This is a genomic window from Nonlabens ponticola, assembly GCF_003966335.1.
Classification (GTDB): domain Bacteria; phylum Bacteroidota; class Bacteroidia; order Flavobacteriales; family Flavobacteriaceae; genus Nonlabens; species Nonlabens ponticola.
This window is the reverse complement of the sequence record NZ_CP034549.1, coordinates 60,973-87,500: the sequence shown is the minus strand read 5'-3', so window position 1 is coordinate 87,500 and position 26,528 is coordinate 60,973. Positions and strand designations below refer to the sequence as shown.

At 40.4% G+C, this 26,528-nt stretch carries 23 protein-coding genes (1 of these 23 running past the window's edge); 7 read left to right on the top strand and 16 right to left on the bottom strand.

The genetic code is table 11. The features are described from left to right. The 7 genes from EJ995_RS00310 to EJ995_RS00280 form a co-directional block, all read right to left on the bottom strand. Window positions 1–605: the 5' portion of a bifunctional folylpolyglutamate synthase/dihydrofolate synthase gene (locus EJ995_RS00310; protein WP_126444500.1), read on the bottom strand. It extends 544 nt beyond the left edge of the window; the window shows 605 of its 1,149 coding nt (coding positions 1–605); it begins with the start codon at window positions 603–605; the stop codon falls past the left edge of the window. Between the two features lie 49 nt (window positions 606–654). Continuing rightward, window positions 655–1,467, bottom strand: coding sequence for a hypothetical protein (locus EJ995_RS00305; RefSeq protein WP_126444498.1), 813 nt, complete (start codon window positions 1,465–1,467; stop codon window positions 655–657). Between the two features lies 1 nt (window position 1,468). Further along, window positions 1,469–1,861: an ExbD/TolR family protein gene (locus EJ995_RS00300; protein ID WP_126444497.1), complete on the bottom strand. Its 393-nt coding sequence runs from the start codon at window positions 1,859–1,861 to the stop codon at window positions 1,469–1,471. A gap of 2 nt (window positions 1,862–1,863) precedes the next feature. Further along, window positions 1,864–2,550: a MotA/TolQ/ExbB proton channel family protein gene (locus EJ995_RS00295; RefSeq protein ID WP_126444495.1), complete on the bottom strand. Its 687-nt coding sequence runs from the start codon at window positions 2,548–2,550 to the stop codon at window positions 1,864–1,866. Between the two features lie 115 nt (window positions 2,551–2,665). Then, window positions 2,666–4,219: a sodium/proton antiporter NhaB gene (gene nhaB / locus EJ995_RS00290; protein WP_126444493.1), complete on the bottom strand. Its 1,554-nt coding sequence runs from the start codon at window positions 4,217–4,219 to the stop codon at window positions 2,666–2,668. Beyond that, window positions 4,219–5,445 carry a Glu/Leu/Phe/Val dehydrogenase dimerization domain-containing protein gene (locus EJ995_RS00285; RefSeq protein WP_126444491.1) on the bottom strand — a complete coding sequence of 409 codons (1,227 nt, stop codon included), beginning with the start codon at window positions 5,443–5,445 and terminating at the stop codon, window positions 4,219–4,221. Before EJ995_RS00285 ends, nhaB begins: the two co-directional genes overlap by 1 nt. 64 nt (window positions 5,446–5,509) lie before the next feature. Continuing rightward, complete coding sequence (locus EJ995_RS00280; protein ID WP_126444489.1) at window positions 5,510–6,565, bottom strand: anhydro-N-acetylmuramic acid kinase; 1,056 nt, start codon at window positions 6,563–6,565, stop codon at window positions 5,510–5,512. Between the two features lie 74 nt (window positions 6,566–6,639). Between EJ995_RS00280 and EJ995_RS00275 the strand changes: the two genes are divergently transcribed. Both EJ995_RS00275 and galE read left to right on the top strand, forming a co-directional pair. Continuing rightward, window positions 6,640–7,782, top strand: a complete 1,143-nt coding sequence (locus EJ995_RS00275) for an acyl-CoA dehydrogenase (RefSeq protein WP_126444487.1) — start codon at window positions 6,640–6,642, stop codon at window positions 7,780–7,782. A 152-nt stretch (window positions 7,783–7,934) separates the two neighbouring features. Further along, window positions 7,935–8,957, top strand: coding sequence for a UDP-glucose 4-epimerase GalE (galE, locus tag EJ995_RS00270; protein ID WP_126444485.1), 1,023 nt, complete (start codon window positions 7,935–7,937; stop codon window positions 8,955–8,957). A gap of 341 nt (window positions 8,958–9,298) precedes the next feature. On the opposite strand, the gene EJ995_RS00265 is transcribed toward galE, so the two are convergent. Continuing rightward, entirely contained in the window at window positions 9,299–9,754 is a 456-nt protein-coding gene (locus EJ995_RS00265; protein WP_126444483.1) for a GAF domain-containing protein, read from the bottom strand. A gap of 74 nt (window positions 9,755–9,828) precedes the next feature. Here EJ995_RS00265 and xrtF point away from each other — a divergent pair, with 74 nt between their 5' ends. Beyond that, complete coding sequence (xrtF, locus tag EJ995_RS00260) at window positions 9,829–10,362, top strand: exosortase family protein XrtF (RefSeq protein ID WP_126444481.1); 534 nt, start codon at window positions 9,829–9,831, stop codon at window positions 10,360–10,362. Further along, window positions 10,359–10,805: an exosortase F system-associated membrane protein gene (locus tag EJ995_RS00255; protein WP_241234658.1), complete on the top strand. Its 447-nt coding sequence runs from the start codon at window positions 10,359–10,361 to the stop codon at window positions 10,803–10,805. The genes xrtF and EJ995_RS00255 overlap by 4 nt, the downstream gene beginning before the upstream one ends. On the opposite strand, the gene EJ995_RS00250 is transcribed toward EJ995_RS00255, so the two are convergent. From EJ995_RS00250 to EJ995_RS00235, 4 genes are read right to left on the bottom strand one after another with little or no spacing between them, the layout of a single operon-like run. Then, window positions 10,800–11,546, bottom strand: coding sequence for a hypothetical protein (locus EJ995_RS00250; protein WP_126444479.1), 747 nt, complete (start codon window positions 11,544–11,546; stop codon window positions 10,800–10,802). The two genes, EJ995_RS00255 and EJ995_RS00250, sit on opposite strands and share 6 nt — an antisense overlap. 10 nt (window positions 11,547–11,556) lie before the next feature. Continuing rightward, window positions 11,557–13,020, bottom strand: coding sequence for an alkaline phosphatase family protein (locus EJ995_RS00245; RefSeq protein ID WP_126444477.1), 1,464 nt, complete (start codon window positions 13,018–13,020; stop codon window positions 11,557–11,559). Then, window positions 13,017–14,387, bottom strand: a complete 1,371-nt coding sequence (locus EJ995_RS00240) for a class I SAM-dependent methyltransferase (protein WP_126444475.1) — start codon at window positions 14,385–14,387, stop codon at window positions 13,017–13,019. Before EJ995_RS00240 ends, EJ995_RS00245 begins: the two co-directional genes overlap by 4 nt. Then, entirely contained in the window at window positions 14,387–14,578 is a 192-nt protein-coding gene (locus EJ995_RS00235; RefSeq protein WP_126444474.1) for a hypothetical protein, read from the bottom strand. The genes EJ995_RS00240 and EJ995_RS00235 overlap by 1 nt, the downstream gene beginning before the upstream one ends. Before the next feature lie 131 nt (window positions 14,579–14,709). Here EJ995_RS00235 and EJ995_RS00230 point away from each other — a divergent pair, with 131 nt between their 5' ends. Next, window positions 14,710–15,870, top strand: a complete 1,161-nt coding sequence (locus tag EJ995_RS00230) for a geranylgeranyl reductase family protein (RefSeq protein ID WP_126444472.1) — start codon at window positions 14,710–14,712, stop codon at window positions 15,868–15,870. A gap of 105 nt (window positions 15,871–15,975) precedes the next feature. On the opposite strand, the gene EJ995_RS00225 is transcribed toward EJ995_RS00230, so the two are convergent. Further along, window positions 15,976–18,462 carry a zinc-dependent metalloprotease gene (locus tag EJ995_RS00225; RefSeq protein ID WP_206482253.1) on the bottom strand — a complete coding sequence of 829 codons (2,487 nt, stop codon included), beginning with the start codon at window positions 18,460–18,462 and terminating at the stop codon, window positions 15,976–15,978. 250 nt (window positions 18,463–18,712) lie between these two features. On the opposite strand from EJ995_RS00225, the gene EJ995_RS00220 reads away from it, so the two are divergent. Together EJ995_RS00220 and EJ995_RS00215 are read left to right on the top strand one after the other, a co-directional pair. Beyond that, complete coding sequence (locus tag EJ995_RS00220) at window positions 18,713–21,853, top strand: WG repeat-containing protein (protein ID WP_126444470.1); 3,141 nt, start codon at window positions 18,713–18,715, stop codon at window positions 21,851–21,853. Between the two features lie 157 nt (window positions 21,854–22,010). Then, a complete protein-coding gene (locus EJ995_RS00215; protein ID WP_126444468.1) occupies window positions 22,011–23,921 on the top strand; it encodes an endonuclease in 1,911 nt (636 codons plus the stop codon). Between the two features lie 99 nt (window positions 23,922–24,020). On the opposite strand, the gene EJ995_RS00210 is transcribed toward EJ995_RS00215, so the two are convergent. The 3 genes from EJ995_RS00210 to EJ995_RS00200 all read right to left on the bottom strand — a co-directional run bounded on the left by EJ995_RS00210 (window position 24,021) and on the right by EJ995_RS00200 (window position 26,522). Continuing rightward, complete coding sequence (locus tag EJ995_RS00210; RefSeq protein ID WP_126444466.1) at window positions 24,021–24,386, bottom strand: hypothetical protein; 366 nt, start codon at window positions 24,384–24,386, stop codon at window positions 24,021–24,023. Between the two features lie 128 nt (window positions 24,387–24,514). Then, window positions 24,515–26,155, bottom strand: a complete 1,641-nt coding sequence (gene groL / locus EJ995_RS00205; RefSeq protein WP_126444464.1) for a chaperonin GroEL — start codon at window positions 26,153–26,155, stop codon at window positions 24,515–24,517. Between the two features lie 91 nt (window positions 26,156–26,246). After that, a complete protein-coding gene (locus EJ995_RS00200) occupies window positions 26,247–26,522 on the bottom strand; it encodes a co-chaperone GroES (RefSeq protein WP_126444462.1) in 276 nt (91 codons plus the stop codon). Window positions 26,523–26,528: the final 6 nt, after the last annotated feature.

Below are 26,528 nucleotides of genomic sequence, written 5' to 3'. Positions count from 1 at the left end.
GAATCATTTTCAATGGCAATTTCTTCAAATATTGCTTGCAAACTTAATCGTTGTTCACCTACAATAATCGGAATTCTTGGTTTAATGATTCCCGCTTTTTCAATGGCAATTCCTTCTAGAGTATCTCCTAGTATATCTGTGTGATCAAGATCAATGGATGTTATCACAGATAAAATTGGGGTTATAACATTTGTTGAGTCAAGTCTACCTCCCAAACCCACTTCGATAATTGCAATCTCAACCTTTTGGTTGGCAAAATAATGAAACGCTAACCCTACGGTCATTTCAAAAAAGGAAAGGTTTTCCTTTTCAAAAAATGTTACGTTTTCATTCATAAAATCAAGAACATCTAACTTTGGGATCATTTCTCCATTGATCCTGATACGCTCTCTATAGTCTTTTATGTGTGGAGATGTGTATAGCCCAACTCTATACCCAGCTTCCTGTAGGACACTAGCGAGTAAATGGCAAGTAGTTCCTTTCCCGTTTGTTCCTGCGACATGAATGCTTTTAAAGTTTTGGTGCGGATTTCCTAAGTGATTATCTAATTTGATAATGTTACCTAAATCCTTGCGGTATGCGTTTTTACCCATGTTTTGGTACATCGGCAGTTGTTTGAACATCCACGACACACAGTCGTCATAGTTTTCAAATTTATTCACCTACTTTGAAAATCACTTCAATAAAACCTATTTGAACCTCGTTAGCATCTTGAGCTGAGCTAAATCTATAGGTGAGCGCAGACTTACGTGCAGCATCCAGCAAGCAAGCAGCTCTATTAGTTGTACCTCGTTTACCTGGAATTGCATCTATAACATTACCGCTGCGATTAACACGTATCTCAACGATTACGGTTCCAGTTTCTAGACAATCTGGTTCAATACCACGACCGCCTATCTTGCCACGACCATTTAATCCGTAGCCCTTACCACCGCTACCACTGCCTGGCGCACCATAGTAGGTGTTGGCATATGGATCTCCATTGATATCACCTTTGTTACCTGGGCCATCACCAGGGCCTTCTCCTGAATTCTTTTCCCCTGCTGCCGGTTCACTACCTGTAACGTTATTCAACGCATCTAGAACCGAATTGTCTGGCTTTGGCTCTGGTTTAGGCTGGGGCTTGACCACAGGTTTAACTACCGGTTTGCTTTCTGCTGGTTTAGGTGTCGATTCAATGACTGGCTTTTCATCAACAGTTTCTTCTGTAAGGATATTTTCAGCTGGTGTAGATGGTGTAGGATTAGATGTCTTATTGGTTACCGGTGTCACCTTAGTTGGTCTTGCCGGTTCTACAGGGCCTGATCCAACATCTGTATTTCCAAAATTGATAGCGATACCACTTTCCTCTGGAGGATCTAGAACGGTAAAGACTGTTACAAAAACAAATACCAAGAGCAACAACGCCATCACACTAGACGAAATCAAAAATGCTTTACGTTTCTCTTTAGTATCTAAATAACCCATGCTATTCTGGTTTAACCGCTAGGATGATCTTGAACTTATTGCGATTTGCTATATCCATTACTTTTACGGCTCGGTTCATAGCGACATCACCATCAGCTCTCAAGATAATGGTTGGATCTTCTTGATCTTTCATAATGGTAATCAATTCCTGTTCCATGGATGCTTCATCAACTGCTGTAGCATTGACATAAAACTCTCCATCCTTAGTAATGCTTACTGATGCATTTTGAACGTTGGAACTCTTACCAGAAGCTTTAGGCAGTATTAAATCCAGTGCCTCAGGTGTTATAGACGGCGATGTAAGCAAGAAAAAAACTAACAACAAGAAAACAATATCAGTCATTGATGACATTGAGAACTCTGGACTAACCTTATTTCTACCTCTTAAATTCATAATTAAGCAGGTTCATTTAAAAGGTCTAGAAAGTCAACAGCGTTGGCCTCCATCTGGTGTACTACCTTATCGGTCTTGACAACTAGATGATTGTAGCCTATGTAGGCAATAATACCCACGATCAGACCCGCAACCGTGGTCGTCATTGCGGTGTAAATACCTTCTGCAAGTGTTCCCATTTCCGCTTGTCCGCCACTTGTTGCAAGTGTATGGAAAGCAAGAACCATTCCTATAACTGTTCCCAAAAAGCCTATCATAGGTGCAGCACCAGCAATAGTCGCAAGAATACTAACATTCTTTTCCAGCTTGTAGATTTCTAACTTACCGGCATTTTCAATGGCACCATTGATATCTTCAAGTGGCGACCCTATGCGGCTTATACCTTTTTCGGTAAGACGTGCCACTGGAGAATTTTCTTTTGCACACAGCATTTTGGCACTATCAATACGGCCATTAGTCACATGATCCTTGATCTGCAGCATGAAGTTGCTATCGATTTTTGAGCTGGCCCTGATCTTGAACAATCTTTCAAAATAAATATATAAAGCCACAAACAACAGGACTAGCAATATCACAATCACAATAGTCCCAGCGGTGCCACCACTCGCCACTAGATCGTATAGCGACAAGGTCTTTTCTTCTACAATTGGCTGCTGTGCAGCATCAGCGGCATTCAAATCTTGAATCATTCAGTATTTTTTTATTCTATGAGTACTAACGCTTAAATTTTAAATCTAGTGTTTGCTAGTTGCAAGAGGCTTGTTGGGATTAAGCTTTCGCGAAAGCGTAACCACCCAAAATTTTCTACAAGAAATAAACAACACACCCCAATCCTACCAGCGTCAAAACAATGGTATAAGGCAGCGCCATCTTGAACATCTTACCATAACTCAAATTGATCACGGGTGCTAAAGCCGATGTAAGCAGGAATAAGAATGCTGCTTGACCGTTAGGTGTCGCGACGCTAGGTAAATTTGTACCAGTATTAATGGCAACAGCAAGATTTTCATATTGATCAAGGGTTATTCTACCAGCCTCGTATGCATTGCCTACCTCATTAATGTAAACGGTAGCGACAAAAACATTGTCTGATATCATGCTCAAGAAACCATTTGCCAGATAGAAAAATGCCGGCTGGCTGCTAGGATCCTGGGATAATGCCCATTCTATAATTGGGGCAAACAGGTGCTGATCGTGAATCATCGCAACGATTACAAAGAATACAACTAATAGACCTGTAAAAGGCAATGCCTCTTCAAATGCTTTACCTAGACTATGTTCATCAGTGATTCCCATGAAGGCTGTCTGTACCACGATAAGCCCTAGACCTATGAATCCAACTGGTGCGATGTGCAATGCGAGACCGGCAATAAGTAGAATGGCAGATACACCTTGAACGATAAGACCGTATTTTTCTTTATCGGTACGTTCTTGATCTCTTTTTTCCATCCATCCTTCAATGATAGTACGAACAACGGGTGGCATCTTCTGGCCAAATCCAAATGTCTTTGTGGTTTCCAAAAATACAGTAGTCAACAAACCAGCAATTAAAACAGGTATAGTAATAGGTGCCATGTGCAGAAAGAACTCTACAAAACCGTACTCGTAAGGCAATGCATTGTTGAGCTTTGTTCCTATGAGTAGGTTTTGCGGCTCACCAACAATGGTACAAACACCACCAAGAGCAGTACCTACCACACCGTGCATTACTAGACTACGCAAGAATGAACGGAAATCTTCCAACGTCTCACCACTTAGCTGTTTTCTGTCGAGCTGATTGTCATTGTCTAGATCTAGATCACTGGAGTGAATTTTATGATAAACGTTATAGAATCCAAGACCGACGCTTATTAGGACTGCGGTAACCGTTAAAGCATCAAGAAATGCTGATAGAACTGCACTTATAAGTACAAACACTAGAGATAGAAAGAGTTTTGACTTGACCTTAGTAAACAACTTTACAAAGATGTACATGAGCAGTGGCTTCATAAAATAGATACCAGCTACCATGAAAACGAGTAGTAAGATCACTTCAAGATTTTGTGCAACCTCTGCATACACACCACCGATAATTTTATTTCCTACCTCGTCTAGAGCATACTTGTGACTTACTGCATCCATTTTATACATGGGATGCGTGAGTCCCAGTGCGAGGACTTGAATGGCAAGCAAACCACCAGATTGTAGCGGATAACATTTTAAAGCCATCGCAAGACAAAAAATAAATTCACCTATAAAAACCCAACCTAGAACGGTTCCTGATACACCACTAAAAAACGCAACGGTATTTAAGATTAAAAAACCTATCATGGTGTACTTAAACCAGTGCGGACTATTACCTAAAAAATATTTGAACATTATACGAGTTGTTTTAAAGCGATTTCAAAAGCTGTAGAGCTTATATATTGTTTTGAACTATTGTTATTAAATGTATTCTGGATAGCATTATGAATGGTCATGCTGGTATCGTTAAAAATAGCCTCGTCGGTCATTTGAACGCGACGCTCCATGAAATAGGCAAATACTCTTGCCATCCCGCAATTTGAGATAAAGTCGGGTATGAGACTCACTTTTGAATCTGTGTGTTCCATGATTGGGCCAAAGAATATCTCTTTATCTGCAAACGGCACGTTTGCACCACAAGATATGACTTCAAGACCAGAATCGATCATCTGGTCAATTTGACTTTGACTGATCAATCTAGAAGCGGCACAAGGTGCAAAAATCTCTGTTTCTATAGAATAGATAGACTTGTTTGCCTCTTCAAAAGGAATCAAGTTATCTGATATTAATGTATTGCCGTTTTTTTGAAGGAATAGATCTGTTATCTCTTCATGAGAAAACCCGTCTTCATCTATCAAGCCGCCAGCAGCATCAATGATGCCTACAATTTTGGCACCTGCTTGACTTAAATAGAAAGCTGCCGCAGCACCGACATTACCAAAGCCTTGAACAACCGCGCGCTTACCTTTAATATCTCCGCCATAAATGTTGTAATAATGACGCACAGCCTCTGATACACCGTAGCCAGTAATCATATCTGCGACTGTAAATTTGCGTGAGACGTCTGGTGAATAAGTTGGGTTCTCGATGACCTTGATCACGCCTTGTCGCAGTTGACCTATCCGATTAATTTTATCTGCAATAGTAGGTGAGAAGTGACCTGTAAAAACTCCTTCTTGTGGATGCCACACACCGCTTTCTTCAGTAATAGGGATTACCTCATGGATCTCGTCCACATTAAGGTCACCACCTGTGCCGTAATAACTCTTAAGTAAGGGCGATACTGCTTTGTACCAACGTTCTAGCACGCCTTTCTTGCGCGGGTCTTTAGGGTCAAAATTAATACCTGATTTAGCGCCACCTATTGCTGGGCCAGAAACGGTGAATTTAATTTCCATGGTTTTTGCCAGCGACAAGACCTCATTACGGTCTAATCCTACTCGCATACGTGTGCCGCCGCCAGCAGCGCCACCACGCAAGCTGTTGATTACTGTCCAGCCTTGAGCGTCTGTTTCTGGGTCATTCCAGTGAAAAACGATCTCTGGTTCTGCATTTTCATAACGCTTTAAAAGCTCCTTCATCCATGGTGGGTTCTTCCACAAATATAAAAATACTGCGCTCTAATTGATGGGAAAATTAGATAAGTTAAGGTAAGTAAATCATACCACTGCAATGATCTCTTTTTGCGCCTGTTACACTGGCTAGGACATTGTTTTCATTGCGCAGTCGCAGCACACCTAACAGTGCAAAAATGAGCGCTTCCTTATAATTTATAAGTTTCTCGTCTGGAATATGATAGTTTACATTTGACTTATTTGCAGCTAATTGTATTAGGTATGTATTGAATGCGCCGCCGCCAGTAACCAGTACTTTGGATCCAGCTTTTATATTTTTTGATATCTGGATGGCTATATGAGCACAATAGGTCGCTAACGCATCTTTTGTATCAGTGAGTTTTTGAAGTATGGGGAAAACGTTTTCATTTACCCATTCAATGCCTAGTGATTTGGGAGCTTGCAAGGTGTAGAATGGTAGTGCGTTCAATTTTTCTAGTGTTGGTGTGTGTGGTGTTCCCGCTTTCGCGAAAGCGCCATCATCATCATACTCTCTACCCAATTGACGAGCATAGTGATTCAACACCACATTTACTGCACAGATGTCATAGGCAATGCGACGATCATCTTGCTCATAACTCAAATTTGCAAAACCACCCAAATTGAGGCAGTAATCATACTCGTTAAAAAGTAATCGATCACCTATGGGAACTAGCGGTGCGCCTTGACCACCCATGGTCACATCTTGAACTCTAAAATCACACACTACCCGATGGTTTACAAGTCTCGCTAGCTGCGACAAGTTACCTATCTGCAGAGTATGACCATTAACTGGATCATGGGTTGCAGTATGCCCATGAGAGCATATGGCTAGTATGTTTGTTAGTTGATGTTCAATGATAAAATCATTGATACATTGCGCGAGTAACTCAGTGTACTGTTGATTAACCATATGAATTTTATCAGGATCAAGCAGTGTGATATCTTTTAATCGATCGTGCCATTGAGAACTATAGGATACGCATTTGCGCTCACAAATTTGAAAGTTCCAAGAGTCTGTGCGTACTAATTCAATGCGGGCTATATCAATGCCATCCAGCGAGGTGCCCGACATGACGCCTATAACGTTATAGTACTGGTGGTTCATTGGTTAAAAGTATTGAAATTACCCTGTATTAGACTTAAATTTGCAAGCATTAATAATAAACTAAAGAGAACCTAATGGATTTTAGCCTTACTGAAGAGCACATCATGATACGCGACGCAGCCAGAGATTTTGCTCGTACAGAGTTGTTGCCTGGCGTAATAGAAAGAGATACAAAACAGGAATTCCCGACTGAGCAAGTCAAGAAAATGGGTGAACTGGGCTTTCTAGGTATGATGGCAGATCCTAAGTACGGCGGTGGTGGTATGGATACCATCTCTTATGTGCTTGTAATGGAAGAATTGTCTAAGATTGACGCTAGTGCATCTGTAATTGTATCAGTTAATAATTCTTTAGTTTGTTGGGGTCTGGACACTTATGGTACAGATGCTCAAAAAGAAAAATACCTAACTAAGCTCACGAGCGGTGAATCCATAGGAGCCTTTTGTCTGTCAGAGCCTGAAGCTGGTAGCGATGCCACATCACAAAAGACAACGGCGATTGATAAAGGCGATCACTATATCTTGAATGGAACTAAAAACTGGATTACCAACGGTAACAGTTCAGACTTTTATCTAGTAATCGCACAAACAGATCGTGAGAAAAAACACCGTGGTATCAATGCATTTATCGTTGAGAAAGGTTGGGAAGGATTTGAAGTTGGTGTCAAGGAAGATAAACTAGGAATACGAGGTAGCGACACACATTCATTAATCTTCAATGACGTCAAGGTTCCTAAGGAGAATAGAATAGGGGACGATGGTTTTGGATTTAAGTTTGCCATGAAGACATTATCTGGCGGTCGTATAGGTATTGCGGCACAGGCATTAGGTATTGCTAGCGGTGCTTATGAACTAGCCAGAGATTATTCTAAGGTACGCAAGGCTTTTGGTACAGAGATTTGTAACCATCAAGCTATTGCCTTCAAGCTAGCCGATATGCACACCAATATTACAGCGGCACGTCATCTCGTGATGAAAAGCGCATGGGATAAGGATCAAGGCAATAATTATGATATGAGTAGTGCGATGGCAAAACTTTATGCATCACAAGTTGCGATGGATACTACTGTTGAAGCGGTGCAAGTCCACGGTGGTAATGGTTATGTAAAAGAATATCATGTGGAGCGACTGATGCGTGATGCAAAGATCACACAGATCTATGAAGGAACCAGTGAGATACAGAAGATCGTTATTTCTCGTGGGCTGCTTGCGGATTAATTGAAACGCATTGCATCATTAGGGTCCTAATGAATTCCATACCTATTGATGTTAGATTCCAGCTCAATTGTAAATAGAAATATAAAGCGGTTGCCATAAGGCAGCCGCTTTTCTTTTTATTTATAGATATTTACAGACTGTAAAGTATTTTCATGAAAGTCATTGTTACAGGAGGTTTAGGATACATAGGTTCGCACGTAGTGGTTGAGCTTCAAGAAAAAGGATACGAGGTTATCGTAATTGACAATCTACTCAACAGTTCAATCAAGGTGTTGGATCAAATAAAAGCTATAACTGGTATTAAGCCAGAGTTTGTAGAACTTGATTTACGCGATAAAAAGTCAGTTAAAGGTTTCTTTTCAAACCATAGTGATGTACAAAGTGTTATCCATTTTGCAGCATCCAAAGCTGTAGGCGAGAGCGTTGCAAAACCGCTCGACTATTATGAGAACAATATAAATGCACTGGTTTACTTGCTGCAGGAACTCAAAGATCGCGATGCACGGATAATTTTTAGTTCTTCCTGTACAGTTTATGGCGAGGCTGATGAACTACCAATTACCGAGATTGCTCCTATCAAAACCGCCATGTCGCCTTATGGAAATACTAAACAGATAGGTGAGGAAATCATCATTGACGCCTGTAAAGCTTACAACAGCATCAATGCCATCGCATTGAGATATTTTAATCCTATAGGTGCCCATCATACCGCACTAATTGGTGAGCTACCCTTGGGAACACCGCAGAATTTGGTGCCATATATTACTCAAACGGTCATAGGTCTTCGCGATGAATTATCTGTTTTTGGATCTGATTATGATACGCCAGATGGTACCGCTATTAGAGATTATATTCACGTCGTTGACCTGGCAAAAGCCCACGTTATCGCGTTAGAAAGATTATTGGAATCAAAAAATGAAACCAATTTTGAGATATTCAACATAGGGACAGGCAATGGATCATCAGTGCTAGAAGTCATCCATACTTTTGAAGAAGTAACAGGCGAGAAGCTTAATTACAAATTAGTAGATCGACGCGCTGGCGACGTGACTGCAGCCTATGCCCATACAGCAAAGGCACAAAATGTCCTAGGCTGGAAAGCACAGTCCTCGCTAGCAGAGGCATTAATCTCTGCATGGAAATGGGAGCAGTATGTTAGGAGCGATAAATATTAATGCTGGTAACAACGACCGTTAATGTTTCTGGTCTTGCGCTTGCAGCGTGCTCCAGCTTTGGTTTTTCCAGTGCATTGAGCGGCAACGGCAGCTTTAGTTACTGTTGGTGTACTATTAGCTTTATTTGAGTTGCTTTCGGATCTAGGTTTGCAGACTTTGCAAGCGGTGTATTTTAAATCTCTAGCCTTTTCATAGCTCAATTCTCTCTTGCTTTCTTTTAAATGAAAACAAGTTTCCTTGTGAAATTTAGTTCCAGTCTTAGTAACATAAACGGACTACGCGCTCACGGCAAAAGCGCCACCTAGAAATAAGAGGAATAGTAAATAGTAATTTTTGCTCATCTATAAAATTGCTGCCACCTGAGCATTAACCCATTCCAAAAATTCCTCATCACTTTTATCAAAAGCATCTATGGTATTGCTGTCAATATCAATTTGCCCGATGTTTTTACCATCTTTAAATAATGGTATTACTACCTCACTTTTTACATGAATACTACAAGCGATGTAGTTATCCTGAGCTTTGACATCTTCTACTACAAAATTCTCGTTAGAAACTGCCACTTGACCGCAAATCCCTTTACCAAAAGGAATCTGCACATGATCAGTCTGTTCACCAGCTTGGCACCACAAATTAAGCACGCGCTCGTCGTGGTTTGCCATGTAAAATCCAACCCAATCATAAGTATCTATCTGCTCTTGCAATAGATCACAAATTGCCTGCATTTTTTGTTTTGGTTCCAACAATGGCTTGGCAATAATTGATTCTATTTGTGGTTTTAATTGTGACTTACTCATGGTTTACATTTGATTACCTCAAAATTATAATGCACTCGTGGGTAAATAATTAACTTTGTCATAAATAATCTCGATTGTCTATCCTAAGGCCTTACTATCCGGTTTTCAAGTTTGTCATCACATTTGGTGCGATCTACACGGTACTCTCGTTGATTTATTATGTTTACCTGCAGCAGGATTATTCGGGTGTGCTTTTCCCTGATCCAGTGACGGCTCAAGTAGCCTATCAGACTCAACAATTGCTTATACTTTTTGGCTATGATGCCGTTATTGCCAACTCGCCTTTTGACCCATCGGTCTTGATGTATATTGATGAACAAATCGTTTATCGGGTGATTGAAGGCTGCAATGCGATTAGTGTGATGGTATTATTTGCTGCTTTTGTTATTGCTTTCGCGAAAGCGTGGAAACCAACAGCATTATACCTATTGATAGGTATAGCATTTCTATATATAGTCAACGTTGCAAGATTGGTTATCCTAGGCATTGTTTACAAAGACTATCCTCAATATCAGGATTTTGCTCATGACATAGGATTCCCAACGGTGATATACGGCGCTGTCATTTTGTTATGGCTGTACTGGCTCAAAAAACCTAATGTATCGTGACGATTCACAGAGTTTTTAATGGCTGTGTTGCACTAGCTCTTGCAAGTTTACTGGTGCTGGTGCGCGTTTATGAGAAATCTATTTTTTACGATCCATTGCTGGATTATTTTCATACTAATTTTCAAAACAGGCCTATTCCAGAACTCAATTTACCATTGCTCGTACTATCAACTACAGGCAGATATATCATAAACTCGTTGCTATCGCTTGCAGTCATATGGTTCTTATACAAAAAGCGCAGCTATCTTAAGGCTAGTGCGTGGACATATTTATTTGCTGGTACCGCGTTAGGTGTTTTCTTCACAATATTATGCACACTTGATGGCGATTTTGTAAAAATGGCGCTGTTCTACACCCGACGTTTTTTTATCCATCCCATACTATTATTCATAATGGTAGCTGGACTGTATTACTTGAAGTCCAAATCAACTTCACGACTATAAAGAACTCAAAAAAGCCTTTTGATATTCGGTTTTGGGATTGTAGAAATACCCAAGGATCAATTCTCGTTTTTCTCCCAATTCACATGGTTGCCATTTGCGCTTGATTAGTGCTATGCGTACGGCCTTATCTATATCTTCATTAAATGGCGCGACAACCGTGATGCGATCAATGAGATTATCTGGTGTGAATTTTACCTTATACAATCCCATACGTTGATCATCATCTGCCCTATGCAAAGAAATATCTTCTATAACATCTCTAGTCTTGACATCTGCATTGATATTATTACATCTAGTGGTTGTGGATTCTATGACACTGGTAAATGGTTGTAGTTGTCTTAAAATCAAAATGTCATTGAGTAAATTATCTTGATAAGCAGCGTCTTCTATAGACAGTTTTTTATTACGATAACAAGGTATGGTATAGAGATAGTTTGCTTTTTCATTGGCAAAAAGTAGAAGCTCATCGCCAGGCTCTAGATACAATCGACAAGCATCGTTGTTTTTACCAAAACCAGTTTTTTGAAATATGAGCAATTGTTTTCTGGGTTTGCCTTTAAAAAGTTCTTGCACGGTGAACTCAAGTACATCAACATCAGGATTGAATTCATGGACTTCTTTTGAAGTTATCGTAACAACCGCTATAAAGTCAGTGTCCTTAAAATCATTCAGTAAGTCTTTTTTGACACAAACGCAGGATTGCGCAGCAGCTGATAAGCCCGCGCAGATAAATAATAGCAAGAATAAAGATTTAGTCAACCTTTTGGGTAACGGGATTTCCATTAGAATCAAAATATTTAAAGATGCCTCTATCGGCTCCTTTATTAATAAAAATATAGCTGCTTTGATCTAATGAATCTTTGGCTATTTTTTTGTCAGCCAGATAACTTATTAAATTAGGGAACACCGCGACTGATGACTTGATGCTGGACTGATATGATTGAAAATCTGTTGGTGCATTCACTGCAAATAGCGCGCTAAATATACTTTGCTTGATAGCGACGTTATCTGTTGGTTCTGCATAAGCATCTCCAGTACTGTTCAATCCTGCAAACCCACCATGATCTGCTGCGATGATGATGATACTATTGGGATCTTTTTGCTTTATAAAATCGATCATATCAATTATTACAGGTACAACATTTAATAATTGACTTTTATAGATATCAGTCTGTTCTTGCGGTTCACTGCCATTGGGTGTTGTGGTGATATGACCTGGTTGTAGGATCTCCACAAAATAGAATTGAGGTAAGGCATTGGCATTGTTTACCGCGTCTTTAAAGTCTGCCGCATAATCCTTGTCAAGAAAATAATCAGGAATGGGTGCGCTTAGTTCATCTTCATCGACATTGATATAGTCATAGGCAGTGTCTGGAAAATTGAGTAGCAGGTAGCTGTGTTGTAAGATGAGATTAGTTTGATATCCATTGCTCTTGAACGTCTTGAGTACTGGATTTTCTTCAACAATAATTTCGCGAGCGCCGTATAATTCATTATTCATATTACCTTGCTCAAAATAGTGGTGCTGCCCAGTAAATAGAGCGCTATTGGACGTCAAGGTAGAATGGTAACTGCTGTGGTAATCATGGTTGATATTAAATCCTCTTTGTTCTAGCTCATTATAAAAAGCAGATAAGTCAAGATCGTAAATAGGGCCAGTCGCAGCTTGCTTGCCTATAAAACCATCTGGCTGTATCAAATAGACATTCGGCTTTTTAGTGAATTTATAACTTTCAAACTCTTGAGTAGTGACCCAATCCTCGCGAGAAACAACTCGTTCTATATAAAAATGCCCAAATTGATAAAAGGCAACCACGGTCATGAATGCGATGAGCAATACGAGCTTTTTATAATGCTGGGCTATAAAAAATGACAAGGCAATGGCTATCACCGCGATTAGAATCAATGCCTTCCAACGCCAGCCTAGATAGATCGTGAGCGATAGGAGTATAGAGAAGTTGATGATAAGGTATGACCAGTATAACTTGTCTCTATGCGCTGGCAGCCATTTTTTAAAAGCTGCGTCCAGAATGAGAATCTCGATAACAGGTAATAGCACAAATGCTAGAACGCACATCATCACTTGATGCCATGAGTTTACCAGGGTAAAATTGTTGGTATATAGATATAGTATAGAATAGACTCCAGGAATTACGGTAATCGTCCACCATAGGTGCCGCTGGCTCTTCAAATATTGGAGTAACCTATCCTTCATTTACGCTGCATCATGTACAAAGTCCTATGGGTACCCTCGATTTTTTCTTCCTTAATGATGCTGAATTGTTGGGAGTACGCTTTCGCGAAAGCGGAAACCCCATAATCCTCGAATAAATGTCTAGCATCCCTTTTACTTTCAAGAATGTATTGCACCCAGCTATCTTCTTTATCAGGGAATTCTATGAGTAAATACTCGCTCATGGAGGCAAAAAATGCCGCGCTCATGTCGAAAGGTACGTTACCCGTAAGTGTAATGTGATGTATCAATGCAAGTGCGAGACTCACATCAGGCTTAAATTGCTGCACCCGTTTGATAAAACTATCACGCTCCTTGTTATTCCAACCTATCGATGGTGCAGGCTGCATGAGATCAGTCACCATTGGTATGAGTCTCTTGCTGGTCGCTTTGAGCTGCTGTGTGTAGCATTGATTAATCGCGCTTTGATCAATATCGCTCACGATAGCCATGTGAACGCTGTTAGGTAGCACACTGGCAAAGGTGCCGTCGTTGCCACCTAGGTCGATCGCTCTAGTTGTGTTTATTTCATCACACCATTCATGAACTAATTTCTTTTTGAGTTCAAAAGCCTGTTGCTCATAATTGGTTTGATGGTAGTAGGCACTCCACTCAGTTGACTCATTCAGTTTCATGTTGCCTATATGCATTTCTAGCACTTTGAGCATTTTGATTTGTGCTGCCTTAGAAATACTTGGCGTTTTGCTGCTTTTATCGGTCGAGGCTATGGCAGCCTCAGTTTTGGCAAGCAAGTGAATATGCGGATAGATTACTGGATGAAATCTAGTTTTCCACGATAATTGGGCTGCCGTTTGTGATAATGTCTGTCCATCAATATGTTGTTGTAATATCTTGAGATGGTGGGCACCATATTTTTGCGAGAGTAAGAGCGGTGCAAAAAAGTGCTTATTAAACTGTTCTAGAGCGCGCCATGGTGAATTATCAACATATTTTTCTATACTCAACGTGTCAATAAATAATGCCTTGCCATGGTGAAACGTCACATTAAAGGCACTGGCATCCTTTAAACTGAAACCTCGTTCTAATAAAAGGAGTTGTATACGCAATGTGAGCTGCGCTGCATGTTTGTATTGTGTGAACGACCATTCATATGGATAGGTGATAAACGGTAACTGCTCCGGCTTGAGAATTATCTTTTCTGCTGTTGCGCTGACTTCAATATGCTTAACTAGCCAGCCTTTCTCAAATAACTCCTCGTAAACTCCAGAGTTTTTTACGCTAGTGTACTCATCAAAATATATAGGATTGATTTGTCGATAAATCTCCTGATCCTGCGTAAAAATAAAACCTGAAGGATCACGATAGGACGATGCTAGCCTATCACTCATTATTGTTCTTTTTCTTCTTGCTGGTAGGCGTCGTCAAAACTATCAGCGGTATCAGTCTTGTCCATTCCCAACCAATGCTTTACCGTAGCAATGACCGTTTTGTAAAAAAGTACGAATCCAGCAAATGCTGCAATAGCAGCCTGTGCAATCATAGCACCTAATCCTGGATCAAAATATAGAAGAAAATTCATGCACGCAATTTAAGAATTTATCACTTACAAAAAAGATAACATTATACAGGCTTGATGATATAGCCCCTTAATTTCTATAATGATTCCTGCTCCTTATCTACAGAGTAGTAAATTTGTTACAAACAGATTCTATGCAATCCTATGAAGTAGTGGTAGTGGGCAGCGGCCCAGCTGGTGCAATGGCGGCCTACACATTGGCGAGCGAAGATATTAATGTCGCCATTATAGAAAAGGAATCATTGCCACGCTATAAAACGTGTGGTGGTGGATTGACCAATCGAGCTATCAACTATCTACCAGTGGATGTACAGCAATCTGTAGAGAAGGCTTTTTACAAGGTAGATAGTAATTTTTTAAAGGATGATTTGAGTTTTACAGCCTTAAAAGAAAAGCCCATCATCAATATGGTTATGAGAGACACGTTTGATCATGATCTCGTTCAAAAAGCAGTAAGTAAAGGTGCAACCTTGATTGATGACTGCAAGCTTGAAAACTTAACATATGCCAATGGAGGTTCAACTCTAGAAACGTCAAAAGGATCTATTGAATGTAAAATGATCATTGCCGCAGATGGCGTTTTGAGTACCACAGCAAGACTAGGTGGCTGGGAAGAAACTCGATACTTGATACCTGCATTAGAGTACGAGGTTGAGGTAACGAGTGAAGATTATATTAGACTATCGTCATCAGTACGATTTGATTTTGACGCCATGCCGCAAGGTTACGGCTGGTGCTTTCCTAAAAGGAATCACTTATCCATTGGTATAGCAAGCTTTAGGAAATCTAAGGGTAATCTCAAAGAACTCTATCGCAAATACATGATTGAGGTTTTGAAACTAGAAAACCCAATATCTGAGGAAATGCACGGATTTCAAATACCGCTATCACCGCGTACTGATGGATTTTGCCGTCAAGGTATTTTTCTAACAGGTGATGCCGCAGGTCTCGCAGATCCCATAACTGCCGAAGGTCTTGCCAATGCTATACTTTCTGGTCAATTGGCAGCACAAAGTATTATTGATGGTAAACTTGACATGCAACAGGCACAAAATCTATATGAACAGCGACTGAACAATGGATTAATTAAAGAACTCAAAACGGCACAAAAACTGGCCAACTTCATTTACGGTGATTCAAAACTAAGAGCTTATTTCTTGTATAATCACGGTCAAAGAGTCAATGATGTAATGGTGTCTATTGTCATGGGAGAACGTGACTATCCATTGAATCTAACTAAGGCACTAGCCAACAAAGCCTGGCGTAAACTGAATTCGTTCTCACGATCGAGTTAATTTTTGAGAACCGCTTCTCAATAATTTTTTCAAGCAAATTATATATCAATAAAAAAGCCTTGCTTTTATAAAAGCAAGGCTTTGAATTTTAATCTAGTGTATTGCTTACACTGGATTTAAGATCATATCAATGCGTTCCGCTAGATCTCTCAAGTGAATTTTCGATAGTCGATCGCTCGTGCGGTTTGCTGCTCTGCGTGTATCACGCAATAGCGTTTGCAACTCGTCACGCACTATAGGTCGTATATCACTTTGAGCAACATCAATACTACTTTGACCAGCAAATGCTCTAAATGCCGCTGGTAATTGTTGTTGTTCATTCTCCATGATAAACTGTAAACGTTCTACATATGCACGTTGTAAGTTCCTGCGGTAACGATCAATCTGTGACCCACGAGGTAGTTCACTAAAGATTCCTTTCCGCAAATCAGTCATCATTTCAAGAAGTCCGTATGCCTCACGACCATTTACTTCTTCATTTTCCATCAATCTGGCCATACGTCCAAAGTCAAGTACATTGTTTAATGTTCTTACTTGGATACCACGTATTCTCTCAATACTACCATCAGACTCAATCTTGTTGAAAATCTCTTGGTCTATCAACCATTCTGGAGTCTCAAATAATTGTTCCTGTAAAAACTCCATGGCACGTTCTTGCTTATCTCGTGGTGCGTGCTCATAAACAGCACCTTCTTGCCCATAAGCTTTATAAGTTTCCTTAACGCCACCTATATTACCAGCAACATGACCCATGTATCGGTTAAATTGACTTAGCACTTGTCCGTACATAGTCTCAAGGTCATCGTAGTTTTCACCTTCTTCACCAGTCCATTCATTTAGGTTAGGGACGATACGCTTAAGGTTCTTAATACCATATGAACTAGCAAGCATGCTGTCATCTCCTAGATCTTCCGTCTGGCTTGAGTAGTCTACTACACCGAATTGTTGACGACCAAATCTGTACATAGGATCTCCAGCTTTTTCCAGAATCCACTCATCAAGAACTTTTTTCTCTTCTTCTGCGGTCAAATTAGGTAACGGCTTGTAACCCCATTTGATGGCGTACTTATCGTATGGTCCAATGTTAGGCATCAAAGCAACATCACCATCTTCTGGTTGTGCTACATAGTTGAAACGTGCATAATCCATAATACTAGGTGCAGTTCCATACTCTTTGGTAAATGCTGGATCTCTCAAGTCTTCTACTTTGTACGCAACAGAGCTTCCCATGTTATGTGGTAATCCTAATGTGTGTCCTACCTCATGAGCACTTACAAAACGTATCAAACGTCCCATTACTTCTTCATCAAATTCGACACCACGAGCATCCTCATTGATAGCTGCCGTCTGGATAAAGAACCAGTTGCGCAACAACGTCATCACATTGTGGTACCAGTTGATGTCAGACTCAAGGATTTCTCCACTACGTGGATCTGATACGTGTGGCCCATTGGCATTAGGTATAGGTGAAGCTAGATAACGCACCGTTGAATAACGTACATCTTCTGGACTCCAGTCTGGATCTTCTTCTTTACTAGGCGCATCTGCTGCAATGATGGCTTCTTTGAAACCAGCTTCTTCAAAAGCTACTTGCCAGTCCTCAATACCTTGCTTGATGTATTTTCTCCATTGCTGTGGTGTCGCAGGATCTATATAGTAAACGATTTGTTTTTTAGGTACGACTAGCTCACCTCGATTAAAGGCATCCATATCTTCATCTGCCACCTCAAGTCTCCATCGGTCTAGGTAACGCACTGTTTTGGTTTCTTGTGCGTCAAGACCATAATCTTGTTGACCGCGAGCAAACCATCCTACACGCTGGTCAAAATACCTGCGCTTCATAGGTTCTTTAGGCAATAAAATCATTGAGTTACTCATCTCTAAAGAAACTGACTGTGTACTACCGTTTGACGGTGGATTGCTGGCCAAGTAAGTTTTTACATGTCTACTCTCAATATTCTCTGGGTAAGATCTCAATGTATCAATGTAAGATCTTGAGTCATCTAATCTAGAGATCTTATAGCGACTGCGTTGTGATTGAGGAAAGCCTATTGCTTTTACGTCCTTAGTGAAGAAATCAGTCACATCGATAACAGCGTTGTTAGTCACACTATCTTTTTTCATTGCCGCAATCGGGAACGAGTAGAGAATAGGTTCAAAGTTTGAGTTCTCTACCGCAATGCTTACCGGTAAAGAATCTGCGGCAACTACAGAGTGAGAAACCACTCTCAATAGGATGTTATCATTCTTACGTTGCCATCTTAGGGTTTGTGTGTTTGCTTTACCACCACCGAAGCCTATGCCTGCGGCAGTTTTTGCAATACGAGTTACCATCAGCATCTCGCGCTCTAGTAAGCTATCTGGAATCTCATAGAAATACTTATCGTCTACCATGTGAACAGTAAACAGGCCTTCGTCGCTTTTGGCGTCCTTGGTAATCACCTTGTCATAAGGTTTCATACCATCTTTTTTTGATTTTTTACTGGCGGCAGCCGTTGCGCTATCACCTTTGTAAGCTCCTTTCTTACCACCACAGCTCACCACAAGAGTGGCTGTCATCAAGAGAAGAACAAAAGTTTTGATTGAATTCATTAAGTCTTTTTTAGTGACTTTAAATATACAAGACAACTGCTAATATTTTCTTAATCCTGTCTTAACAAGTGTTAGTAAGTAGGTGGATGTGTTTGCTTTCGCGAAAGCGTAATTATCAAAATCTTCATTGCACAGGTTTCTTAAGAAATTGAAAAACAATCAGTTGCAATTTTCAATTTTTGAAATATACCCTAATTAGGGTATTTTATAGACGTTCAATTACATCTAGCTTTGAGGCAAATCAGCCATTATGTCAAAAAAATCTTTTCTTTTTACCGCTTTATTGTCTCTAATCGTTTTCCAAGGATTCTCACAACAATGTGATTGTCCTGAATGGAATGGCACAGTTATACCTGAATTGGTTGGAGATCCTTGCTCATACAATGGCGATAATCCAAGTTTGAAAGAATTTGCCGCCTATGAATGTTGTCATAAAAATTGTAAGGCAAAGCAGCGTGAGGAATATTCTAAAATTAAAGAACGGGAACAAAAGCACTCACAGCTATTTTCTGAATATCGACAGTACTTAAATAACAAGGACTGGTCTGGTGCAATTTCTATGGCTGATAGAATTATAGCTATGAATCGCTCTTATAGTGATAGAGGAGCGCAGCAGCAAGTAGAGAATTTTGAACGTAGCAAGGCTGATTTAAGGAAAAGGATCGAGGAAGATAAATCGTCGACGGTAGAAAACACCATTAGTATAGACAACTCGCTATCACCAGCTTATCAGGACCAGCAGAGCACTCAAACGGTATATCAAAATGCCCTGGATAATTACAATAATCAAATTGCACAGGAACAGGCACAAATTGAATATTTCAATGCTGGTGTACAACAAGCTATTGTCAATGCTTTTGATGGATCAGGAAATATAGATGTCGCAGCAGTTGTTGCAAATTTACCTCAAGCACAAACTGAAGCTCAAGGCTACACAAATCTTGCGGTGGCTGGAGCCGCTACCGTTGTTTCTATATTTCAAGAGCGTGCCGCTCGCCGTGCAGCAGAAAATGAAAGCAGGCAGCAAAGATGGGCAGCAGAATATGCTCTAGTCAAAGATGGCGAAGGCCTTTATGATAAAGTAGGCAGGAAACAAGGAGTATGGACATATTATAGCAAGCAAATGCTACCTCAAGTGACCGGGAAATATATCGATGGTAAAAAAGATGGTATATGGGTTGAGCTGGAGTATACCCCATTTAAATCTAAAGGTATCTGGTATTATTCAACAAATTACGACGACTCAAAGGCATACTTGTATGTAAACGGAGAAAAAATCGCGGAGTATCCTGTTAAGAGTGGCTCCGATACTAGGCCCAATGAGTTTACGGCCTATGGAGCAATTGTTACTGTTGATGGCCAAGAGTATGAGGTAGGTCGCTGGTTAGTCTATGATAAATATGACAATGAATACATAGAAGGGTTTAGAAACATGAAAGGGAAACAAGGTGAATGGAAAGCGAGAAGAACTTCACCTAATGACAAGGGTCGCTATAATGTTGAACCAGTGCATGAACCTTTATATGGATATAAGTATACTAGAGAGAATCTATTCTTTGAAGATAATTTATCTCATGGGACATTTACCTCTACATATGTCGTCAGTAAAACTTCAGAATACGATGTGCTTACTCGAGGTCAGTTTTATCAAGGTAAAAAAGTGGGTAAATGGTACTACTATCAAAAAATACAAGAAGGTGCGACTTTTTTAAGTGATATACTATCGTACAAGGATGATAAACTCAATGGATTGCAACAAAGCTTTTATAGGTCTGAGGGCGAACCTAAACTTAAAGAAACCTATGTAGCGGTAGATGGGCTTAAAAATGGATTCAATTCATTTTATGATGTGGAAGGTAATATGTTGAAAAAAGCTCAATACAAGGATGGGATCTTAAACGGTGAACAAGTGACATATTATAAAAACGGCACTATACGAATGATAGGCAGTGCTGTTGATGGAGAGATGGATGGAGAGATGCAGTTATTCTATATAAATGGTGACAGGAATATTGAAGGATTTTATAGCAAGGGTAAGCCTAAAGGAGAATTTACCTTTTACCGCGATGATAATAAATTTTTACAAGTAGGTCTCAAGGATAATATGTATCATGGACTCAAGAGAAGTTTCACTCCAGAGGGCAAGGTTATATCCCAAGGTGAGTTTGATAATGGTGTAGCAATAGGCACACACTTCATGAAAAATTCTCAAGGTGATAAGGACATATATAAGCTTACCTATAATAAGGGTGAATTGAAGGAAAAAACAGGTCAGCTTTTAAGTACAGATGACTATGTCATCTCGCTTAATAACGGTAAGTATGATGATGCCTATAAGTTCACAAACGATCAAAAAACCGTAATTGGCACCTATGATAATGGTTTGCGAGTAGGATCATGGGAAATTATCGATAATGCTCGGGTTACAAATCTCAAGTTTGAGGAAAATGGTCTTAGAGATGGCGCAATCACCATAGTCGATGGATCGGCTAAAACAATAGGACAGTATGAACAGGACTTGCCGGTAGGATTATGGGAGACAACTCAAAGTTTTCAAAGTGGTGAATTACAAGAGCGATTTAAATTCCAGTACATAAATGGTAAAAAGGATGGAGAATGGTTTAAGGAATACCGCAAGAAACCAGGTAAAAAGCTCAAGACAACTAGTGTAAAGTACTATGACAATGGTGAGCGAACTGGAACATGGAATAACAGCTATACCTTTATAACTAAGGTCAATAACCGACAGTATTATGGCGAGTCAGAGGACAACATAAGCTGGAGTGAAAAAAAGAGCTTTATTAAAAATGATGCCCGCAAACTTTTGCTAGATAACTTCCCGGAAACCCCATTTAGCTACATTGCTTACCTAGCTCCTATGCTTCAATATATGCTGGAACATGAAATTTCTCAGGAAGATCTGGACGATATAAAAGAGAACCCTAAGAAATTCAAGCGCGCTATAGATAGATTGAGAGGTACTTATTCCATATCAATATACACATCGATTGAAAACGAGCAAGCCTTAGGTTACAGCGTCATCCGCTTCAATGATATTAATATTGATTTTACTCCTGTTTTAGATCAATTTGGCGAGATAGTTTTTATAGATGAATTTGAGTTTATGAATGTGCCTGTGCAAGGATTAACCGCTGCCAAAAGACAAGGAAAATGGGGCTATCTCAATAGCAAGTTTGAGACCGTGATACCTTTTGTTTACATGGATGCAAAACCATTTAAAAATGGCATAGCACAAGTGACTGATGAATTTGGCGCGTATTACATAAATGCGTCTGGTGAAAAAGTGATTGATATTTGGCCACTTAAATATGATGCCCAGAATTCAAACCCTCTTGAAATGGGAGTTCCTAGTGGCACATTGGAGCCATAGACAATAGAATTGTGTTTTATGGTTTTTTGTGATTACACTTTCGCGAAAACGTAACTCACTATTAACTATATGTTAAAAACTTAAAGTTACCATAACAATCAATAGCCTTTACTGCGAGAAGATAGGGATATATTTAACCAACCTTAAAATCCCTAAAATGAAACAACTATTACTTCTCTCTGGCTTATTGATGGCATCACTAGGCTGGGCGCAAGTGCCATCCTATTATAATGATGTGGACATCAATCTTACAGGATCTTCTCTCAGGTCAGAGCTGGCATCAAAAGTATCCAGTACGCAAACCACCAACTTGTCCTACACACCAGGCGTATGGAATGCCATGAAGCAAGCAGATCTTGACCCAACAAATTCTAACGATGTAATCCTTATTTACGGATACAATGATAATGATGGCATCTCAAACACAGATCGCACGCGTAGCAAGAACGAAAATGGTGGCGGCAGCACTGATTGGAATCGAGAGCACGTCTATCCTAAATCACTGGGAAATCCCAATCTAGGAACAACTGGGCCAGGATCTGACATGCACCACCTGCGACCAGCAGACGTGTCCAGAAATGGATCTCGCAGCAACCGCAAGTTTGCTGATGGTAGCGGTAATTCAAGAATCACTGCTCAAGGTCACTGGTATCCTGGTGACGAGTTTAAAGGCGATGTCGCGCGCATGATGATGTTTATGTATGTGCGCTATGGCAGTCGTTGCTTGCCCAAAAATGTAGGTGTAGGAACGGCTGCAAGTGCTGACAGTAATATGCTTAATTTATTCTTAGAATGGAATGTGGAAGATCCTGTAGATAATTATGAGCTAAATCGCAATAACATTATCGAAGGTATTCAAGGAAACCGTAATCCATTTATTGATAATCCAGCTTTTGCAACTGCGATCTGGAACGGCCCACAGGCTGAGGATCGATTTGGAACAGGAACTGGTTCTGGTGGCGGCAATTCTCTTTGTTCAACCACTATAACTTCCTTGCCTTATGTTGAGAGTTTCGAATCTGGTTTTGGTGCATGGAGTCAAGCTGGAAATGATGATTTTAACTGGTCTCGCAAATCTGGTGGCACACCATCTAGTGGTACTGGTCCATCCAGCGCATCTTCAGGCAGTGATTATATTTTCATGGAATCTTCATCGCCTAATTACAGTAGTAAGCGTGCTGTATTATATAGTCCATGTGTAAATATTCCATCTTCCGGATCGCCTCAATTTGAATTCAAGTATCATATGTATGGAGCTAGTAACATGGGTAGTCTATCGGTACAGGCTAGCCTGGATGGCACTAATTGGAACACCATCTGGTCACGCAGTGGTAATCAAGGCAACCAGTGGCGCACGGCAACGTTGAATCTTGATAGCTTTAAAGGAGAAAAACTCCAATTGAGATTCAATGGTGTTACTGGCACGACCTGGCAAGGCGATATGGCTGTTGATAACGTTAAGTTTACTAATACGACCACAACACAGCCGTCTAGCTATGATATCACAATGCGCATCACCTTTGACAATTATCCTGCTGAGACTAGCTGGGAAATTAGAAACAGTAACAATCAGCTAGCAACTTCTGGAAACAATTATGGTGACAGAACGCCTGGATCTACCATAACGATTAACAAGACGCTAGCACCTGGTTGTTATACTCTTGTTTTCAAGGATAGTTACGGTGATGGTATTTGCTGCGCTTATGGTAATGGTTCTTACACGCTTACATCAACTAGCGAGAATAGGGTACTGGCATCTGGTGGGTCTTTTGGATCTACGGATACTAAAACTTTCTGTGTTCCAGCAGGTGGTAAATCTGTAGAAGAAAATGTCTCTGAATTAAGCAGCGGACTCCAAATTTATCCAGTGCCAGTAACAAGCCAGTTGTTCATCAATAGCGAGAGCGCGATCGATGGTTATCGCATCATAAACACGCTGGGACAAACCGTGCGACAATCTGATGAGGTCGTGTCAGATATAAATGTAAGCGAACTTTCTGCCGGCACTTATTTCATTGAATTGAATATCGAGGACGAGAAAGTCATCAAGCAGTTTATCAAACAATAAACAGTGGTTCAGTAATTAAAAAGCCAGCTCATCGAGCTGGCTTTTTTGTTTGATCTCAGCAGATAGGCGTTGCGTTTTGTCTATCAAAACTTCGGTAGCCTACTTGCCTTTGGCGATTTTCATAAACCAGTCATCATCATCTTCATCTGGGTCTATGTCATTGTTTGTGTCTTGTTCATCTTCTGTATAAAGCACTTGATCGAGCACTTCTTTAATGTATAAATCTTGTTGATGGGATTTGAGATACCGCAATGCCAGCATACGTATAGCGATCATGGGCACGGCAACGACCGCAGAAACTAAAAACAACTCTACACCAATATTTCCAAAATAGTAGGTCAAACTGCCTACAATCACACAGATGCTAAATGCCAAAGCATAGTGATAAGACACATCAATGCAGCAACGCATGCGCTCATCCAGCGATAGGTAGTAACTGTCAAGATACTTGATGACCTTGTTCATGATGCTTTAAGTTAGTGCTTTACCTTTTTTTGAGATACTTGAGTCGTAAAATTATCTGGATATGTCAATTTACAGCATAAAAAAAGCGACCTGTTTCCAGATCGCTTTATAATTATCAGTGAGTGAAATTACATCATGCCACCCATGCCGCCTGGCATACCACCTGGCATGCCACCACCAGCTGGTGCATCTTCTTTCACTTCAACAAGTGCACACTCAGTAGTCAAGATCATTCCAGAAACTGATGCTGCATTTTCTAATGCCACACGAGTTACCTTTTTAGGATCAATGATACCTTCCTTGAGCATGTCAACATACTTATCGTTTTTAGCATCGTATCCTTGGTTGCCTTTTGATTCAAGAATTTTTGATACAACGACACTTCCTTCACCACCTGCATTCTCTACAATGGTTCTCAATGGGCTCTCGATAGCTCTAGTAACGATAGAGATACCAGTTTCTTGATCAAAGTTTGCTGCCTTAAGTTTTGCAAGAACAGACTTTGCTCTTACTAGTGCAACGCCACCACCAGCAACGATACCTTCTTCAACGGCAGCTCTGGTCGCGTGTAGTGCATCATCTACACGGTCTTTTTTCTCCTTCATCTCAACTTCACTCGCGGCACCAACATAAAGTACGGCAACACCACCAGCAAGTTTTGCAAGACGCTCTTGAAGTTTCTCTTTGTCATAGTCAGATGTTGTGTTCTCAATCTGTGACTTGATTTGGCCTACACGAGCGGTGATATCTTTATTAGAACCACTACCATTCACTATAGTTGTGTTGTCCTTGTTGATATCCACTTTCTCTGCAGTACCTAACATATCGATCGTAGCGTTCTCAAGTGTGAATCCACGCTCTTCGCTAATCACTGTTCCACCAGTAAGAATCGCTATATCCTCTAGCATTGCTTTACGACGGTCACCAAATCCTGGAGCCTTAACAGCTGCAATCTTTAGTGCGCCACGCAATTTGTTTACTACTAGAGTTGCAAGCGCTTCGCCATCAACATCCTCGGCAATAATCAATAATGGCTTACCTGTTTGTGCAACAGGTTCCAATACTGGCATCAAATCTTTCATCGTTGAGATCTTCTTGTCAAATAACAAGATGTATGGATTCTCAAGCTCTGTAGTCATTTTCTCGCTGTTTGTCACAAAGTATGGAGATAGGTAACCGCGGTCAAACTGCATACCTTCTACAACATCCACATAAGTTTCAGTTCCCTTTGCTTCCTCGACGGTGATCACACCTTCTTTACCAACTTTCCCAAAGGCCTTAGCAATTAAATCACCAATAACCTCATCATTGTTTGCAGAAATGCTTGCTACCTGCTTGATCATCTCACTAGAGTCACCAACTTTTTTGGCTTGCTTCTCAAGATCTTTCACGATGGCCTCAACCGCCTGGTCGATACCTCTTTTAAGGTCCATTGGGTTTGCACCAGCAGCAACGTTCTTCAAACCTTCTTTGACGATTGCTTGAGCAAGAACGGTCGCTGTAGTTGTACCGTCACCTGCAAGATCGTTAGTCTTACTAGCGACCTCTTTTACCATTTGCGCACCCATGTTCTCAAGCTCGTTCTCAAGCTCGATTTCTTTAGCAACGCTCACACCATCTTTGGTCACGACTGGCGCGCCAAATGATTTTCCTATAATTACATTACGACCCTTTGGTCCTAAAGTTACTTTTACTGCATTTGCTAGAGCATCCACACCACGCTTGATGCCGTCTCTAGCTTCAATATCAAATTTTATATCTTTTGCCATTTTGTTAGTTTATGTTAGAGCTTACTGCCCTGTAAATGTTATGTTTAAATGATTTTTGGGATTACGCTTTCGCGAAAGCGTAACAATCTATCTACACGATTGCAAGAATATCATCTTCTCGCATCATTAAATAGTCGTTACCATCCAGCTTTAACTCTGTGCCGCCATACTTACCATAAAGCACGGTGTCACCCACTTTTACAGTCATATCGTGATCCTTTTTCCCTTTACCTACAGCCACCACTTTACCTTGTTGTGGTTTCTCTTTAGCAGTGTCAGGAATGTATAAACCAGACGCTGTTTTTTGTTCTGCGGCCATAGGTTCGACAAGAACTCTATCTGAGAGAGGTTGAATATTTAATGCCATTTGAAT

Excerpts from the sequence above, each read along its gene's own strand:
- EJ995_RS00305 (WP_126444498.1), bottom strand. The coding sequence starts at position 1,467 with ATGGGTTATTTAGATACTAAAGAGAAACGTAAAGCATTTTTGATTTCG.
- groL (WP_126444464.1), bottom strand. The coding sequence starts at position 26,155 with ATGGCAAAAGATATAAAATTTGATATTGAAGCTAGAGACGGCATCAAG.
- EJ995_RS00295 (WP_126444495.1), bottom strand. The coding sequence starts at position 2,550 with ATGATTCAAGATTTGAATGCCGCTGATGCTGCACAGCAGCCAATTGTA.
- EJ995_RS00240 (WP_126444475.1), bottom strand. The coding sequence starts at position 14,387 with ATGAGTGATAGGCTAGCATCGTCCTATCGTGATCCTTCAGGTTTTATT.
- EJ995_RS00285 (WP_126444491.1), bottom strand. The coding sequence starts at position 5,445 with ATGAAGGAGCTTTTAAAGCGTTATGAAAATGCAGAACCAGAGATCGTT.
- EJ995_RS00300 (WP_126444497.1), bottom strand. The coding sequence starts at position 1,861 with ATGAATTTAAGAGGTAGAAATAAGGTTAGTCCAGAGTTCTCAATGTCA.
- EJ995_RS00265 (WP_126444483.1), bottom strand. The coding sequence starts at position 9,754 with ATGAGTAAGTCACAATTAAAACCACAAATAGAATCAATTATTGCCAAG.
- EJ995_RS00230 (WP_126444472.1), top strand. The coding sequence starts at position 14,710 with ATGCAATCCTATGAAGTAGTGGTAGTGGGCAGCGGCCCAGCTGGTGCA.
- EJ995_RS00210 (WP_126444466.1), bottom strand. The coding sequence starts at position 24,386 with ATGAACAAGGTCATCAAGTATCTTGACAGTTACTACCTATCGCTGGAT.
- EJ995_RS00220 (WP_126444470.1), top strand. The coding sequence starts at position 18,713 with ATGTCAAAAAAATCTTTTCTTTTTACCGCTTTATTGTCTCTAATCGTT.
- EJ995_RS00200 (WP_126444462.1), bottom strand. The coding sequence starts at position 26,522 with ATGGCATTAAATATTCAACCTCTCTCAGATAGAGTTCTTGTCGAACCT.
- EJ995_RS00215 (WP_126444468.1), top strand. The coding sequence starts at position 22,011 with ATGAAACAACTATTACTTCTCTCTGGCTTATTGATGGCATCACTAGGC.
- EJ995_RS00235 (WP_126444474.1), bottom strand. The coding sequence starts at position 14,578 with ATGAATTTTCTTCTATATTTTGATCCAGGATTAGGTGCTATGATTGCA.
- EJ995_RS00275 (WP_126444487.1), top strand. The coding sequence starts at position 6,640 with ATGGATTTTAGCCTTACTGAAGAGCACATCATGATACGCGACGCAGCC.
- galE (WP_126444485.1), top strand. The coding sequence starts at position 7,935 with ATGAAAGTCATTGTTACAGGAGGTTTAGGATACATAGGTTCGCACGTA.
- EJ995_RS00225 (WP_206482253.1), bottom strand. The coding sequence starts at position 18,462 with ATGAATTCAATCAAAACTTTTGTTCTTCTCTTGATGACAGCCACTCTT.
- nhaB (WP_126444493.1), bottom strand. The coding sequence starts at position 4,219 with ATGTTCAAATATTTTTTAGGTAATAGTCCGCACTGGTTTAAGTACACC.
- EJ995_RS00245 (WP_126444477.1), bottom strand. The coding sequence starts at position 13,020 with ATGAAGGATAGGTTACTCCAATATTTGAAGAGCCAGCGGCACCTATGG.
- EJ995_RS00280 (WP_126444489.1), bottom strand. The coding sequence starts at position 6,565 with ATGAACCACCAGTACTATAACGTTATAGGCGTCATGTCGGGCACCTCG.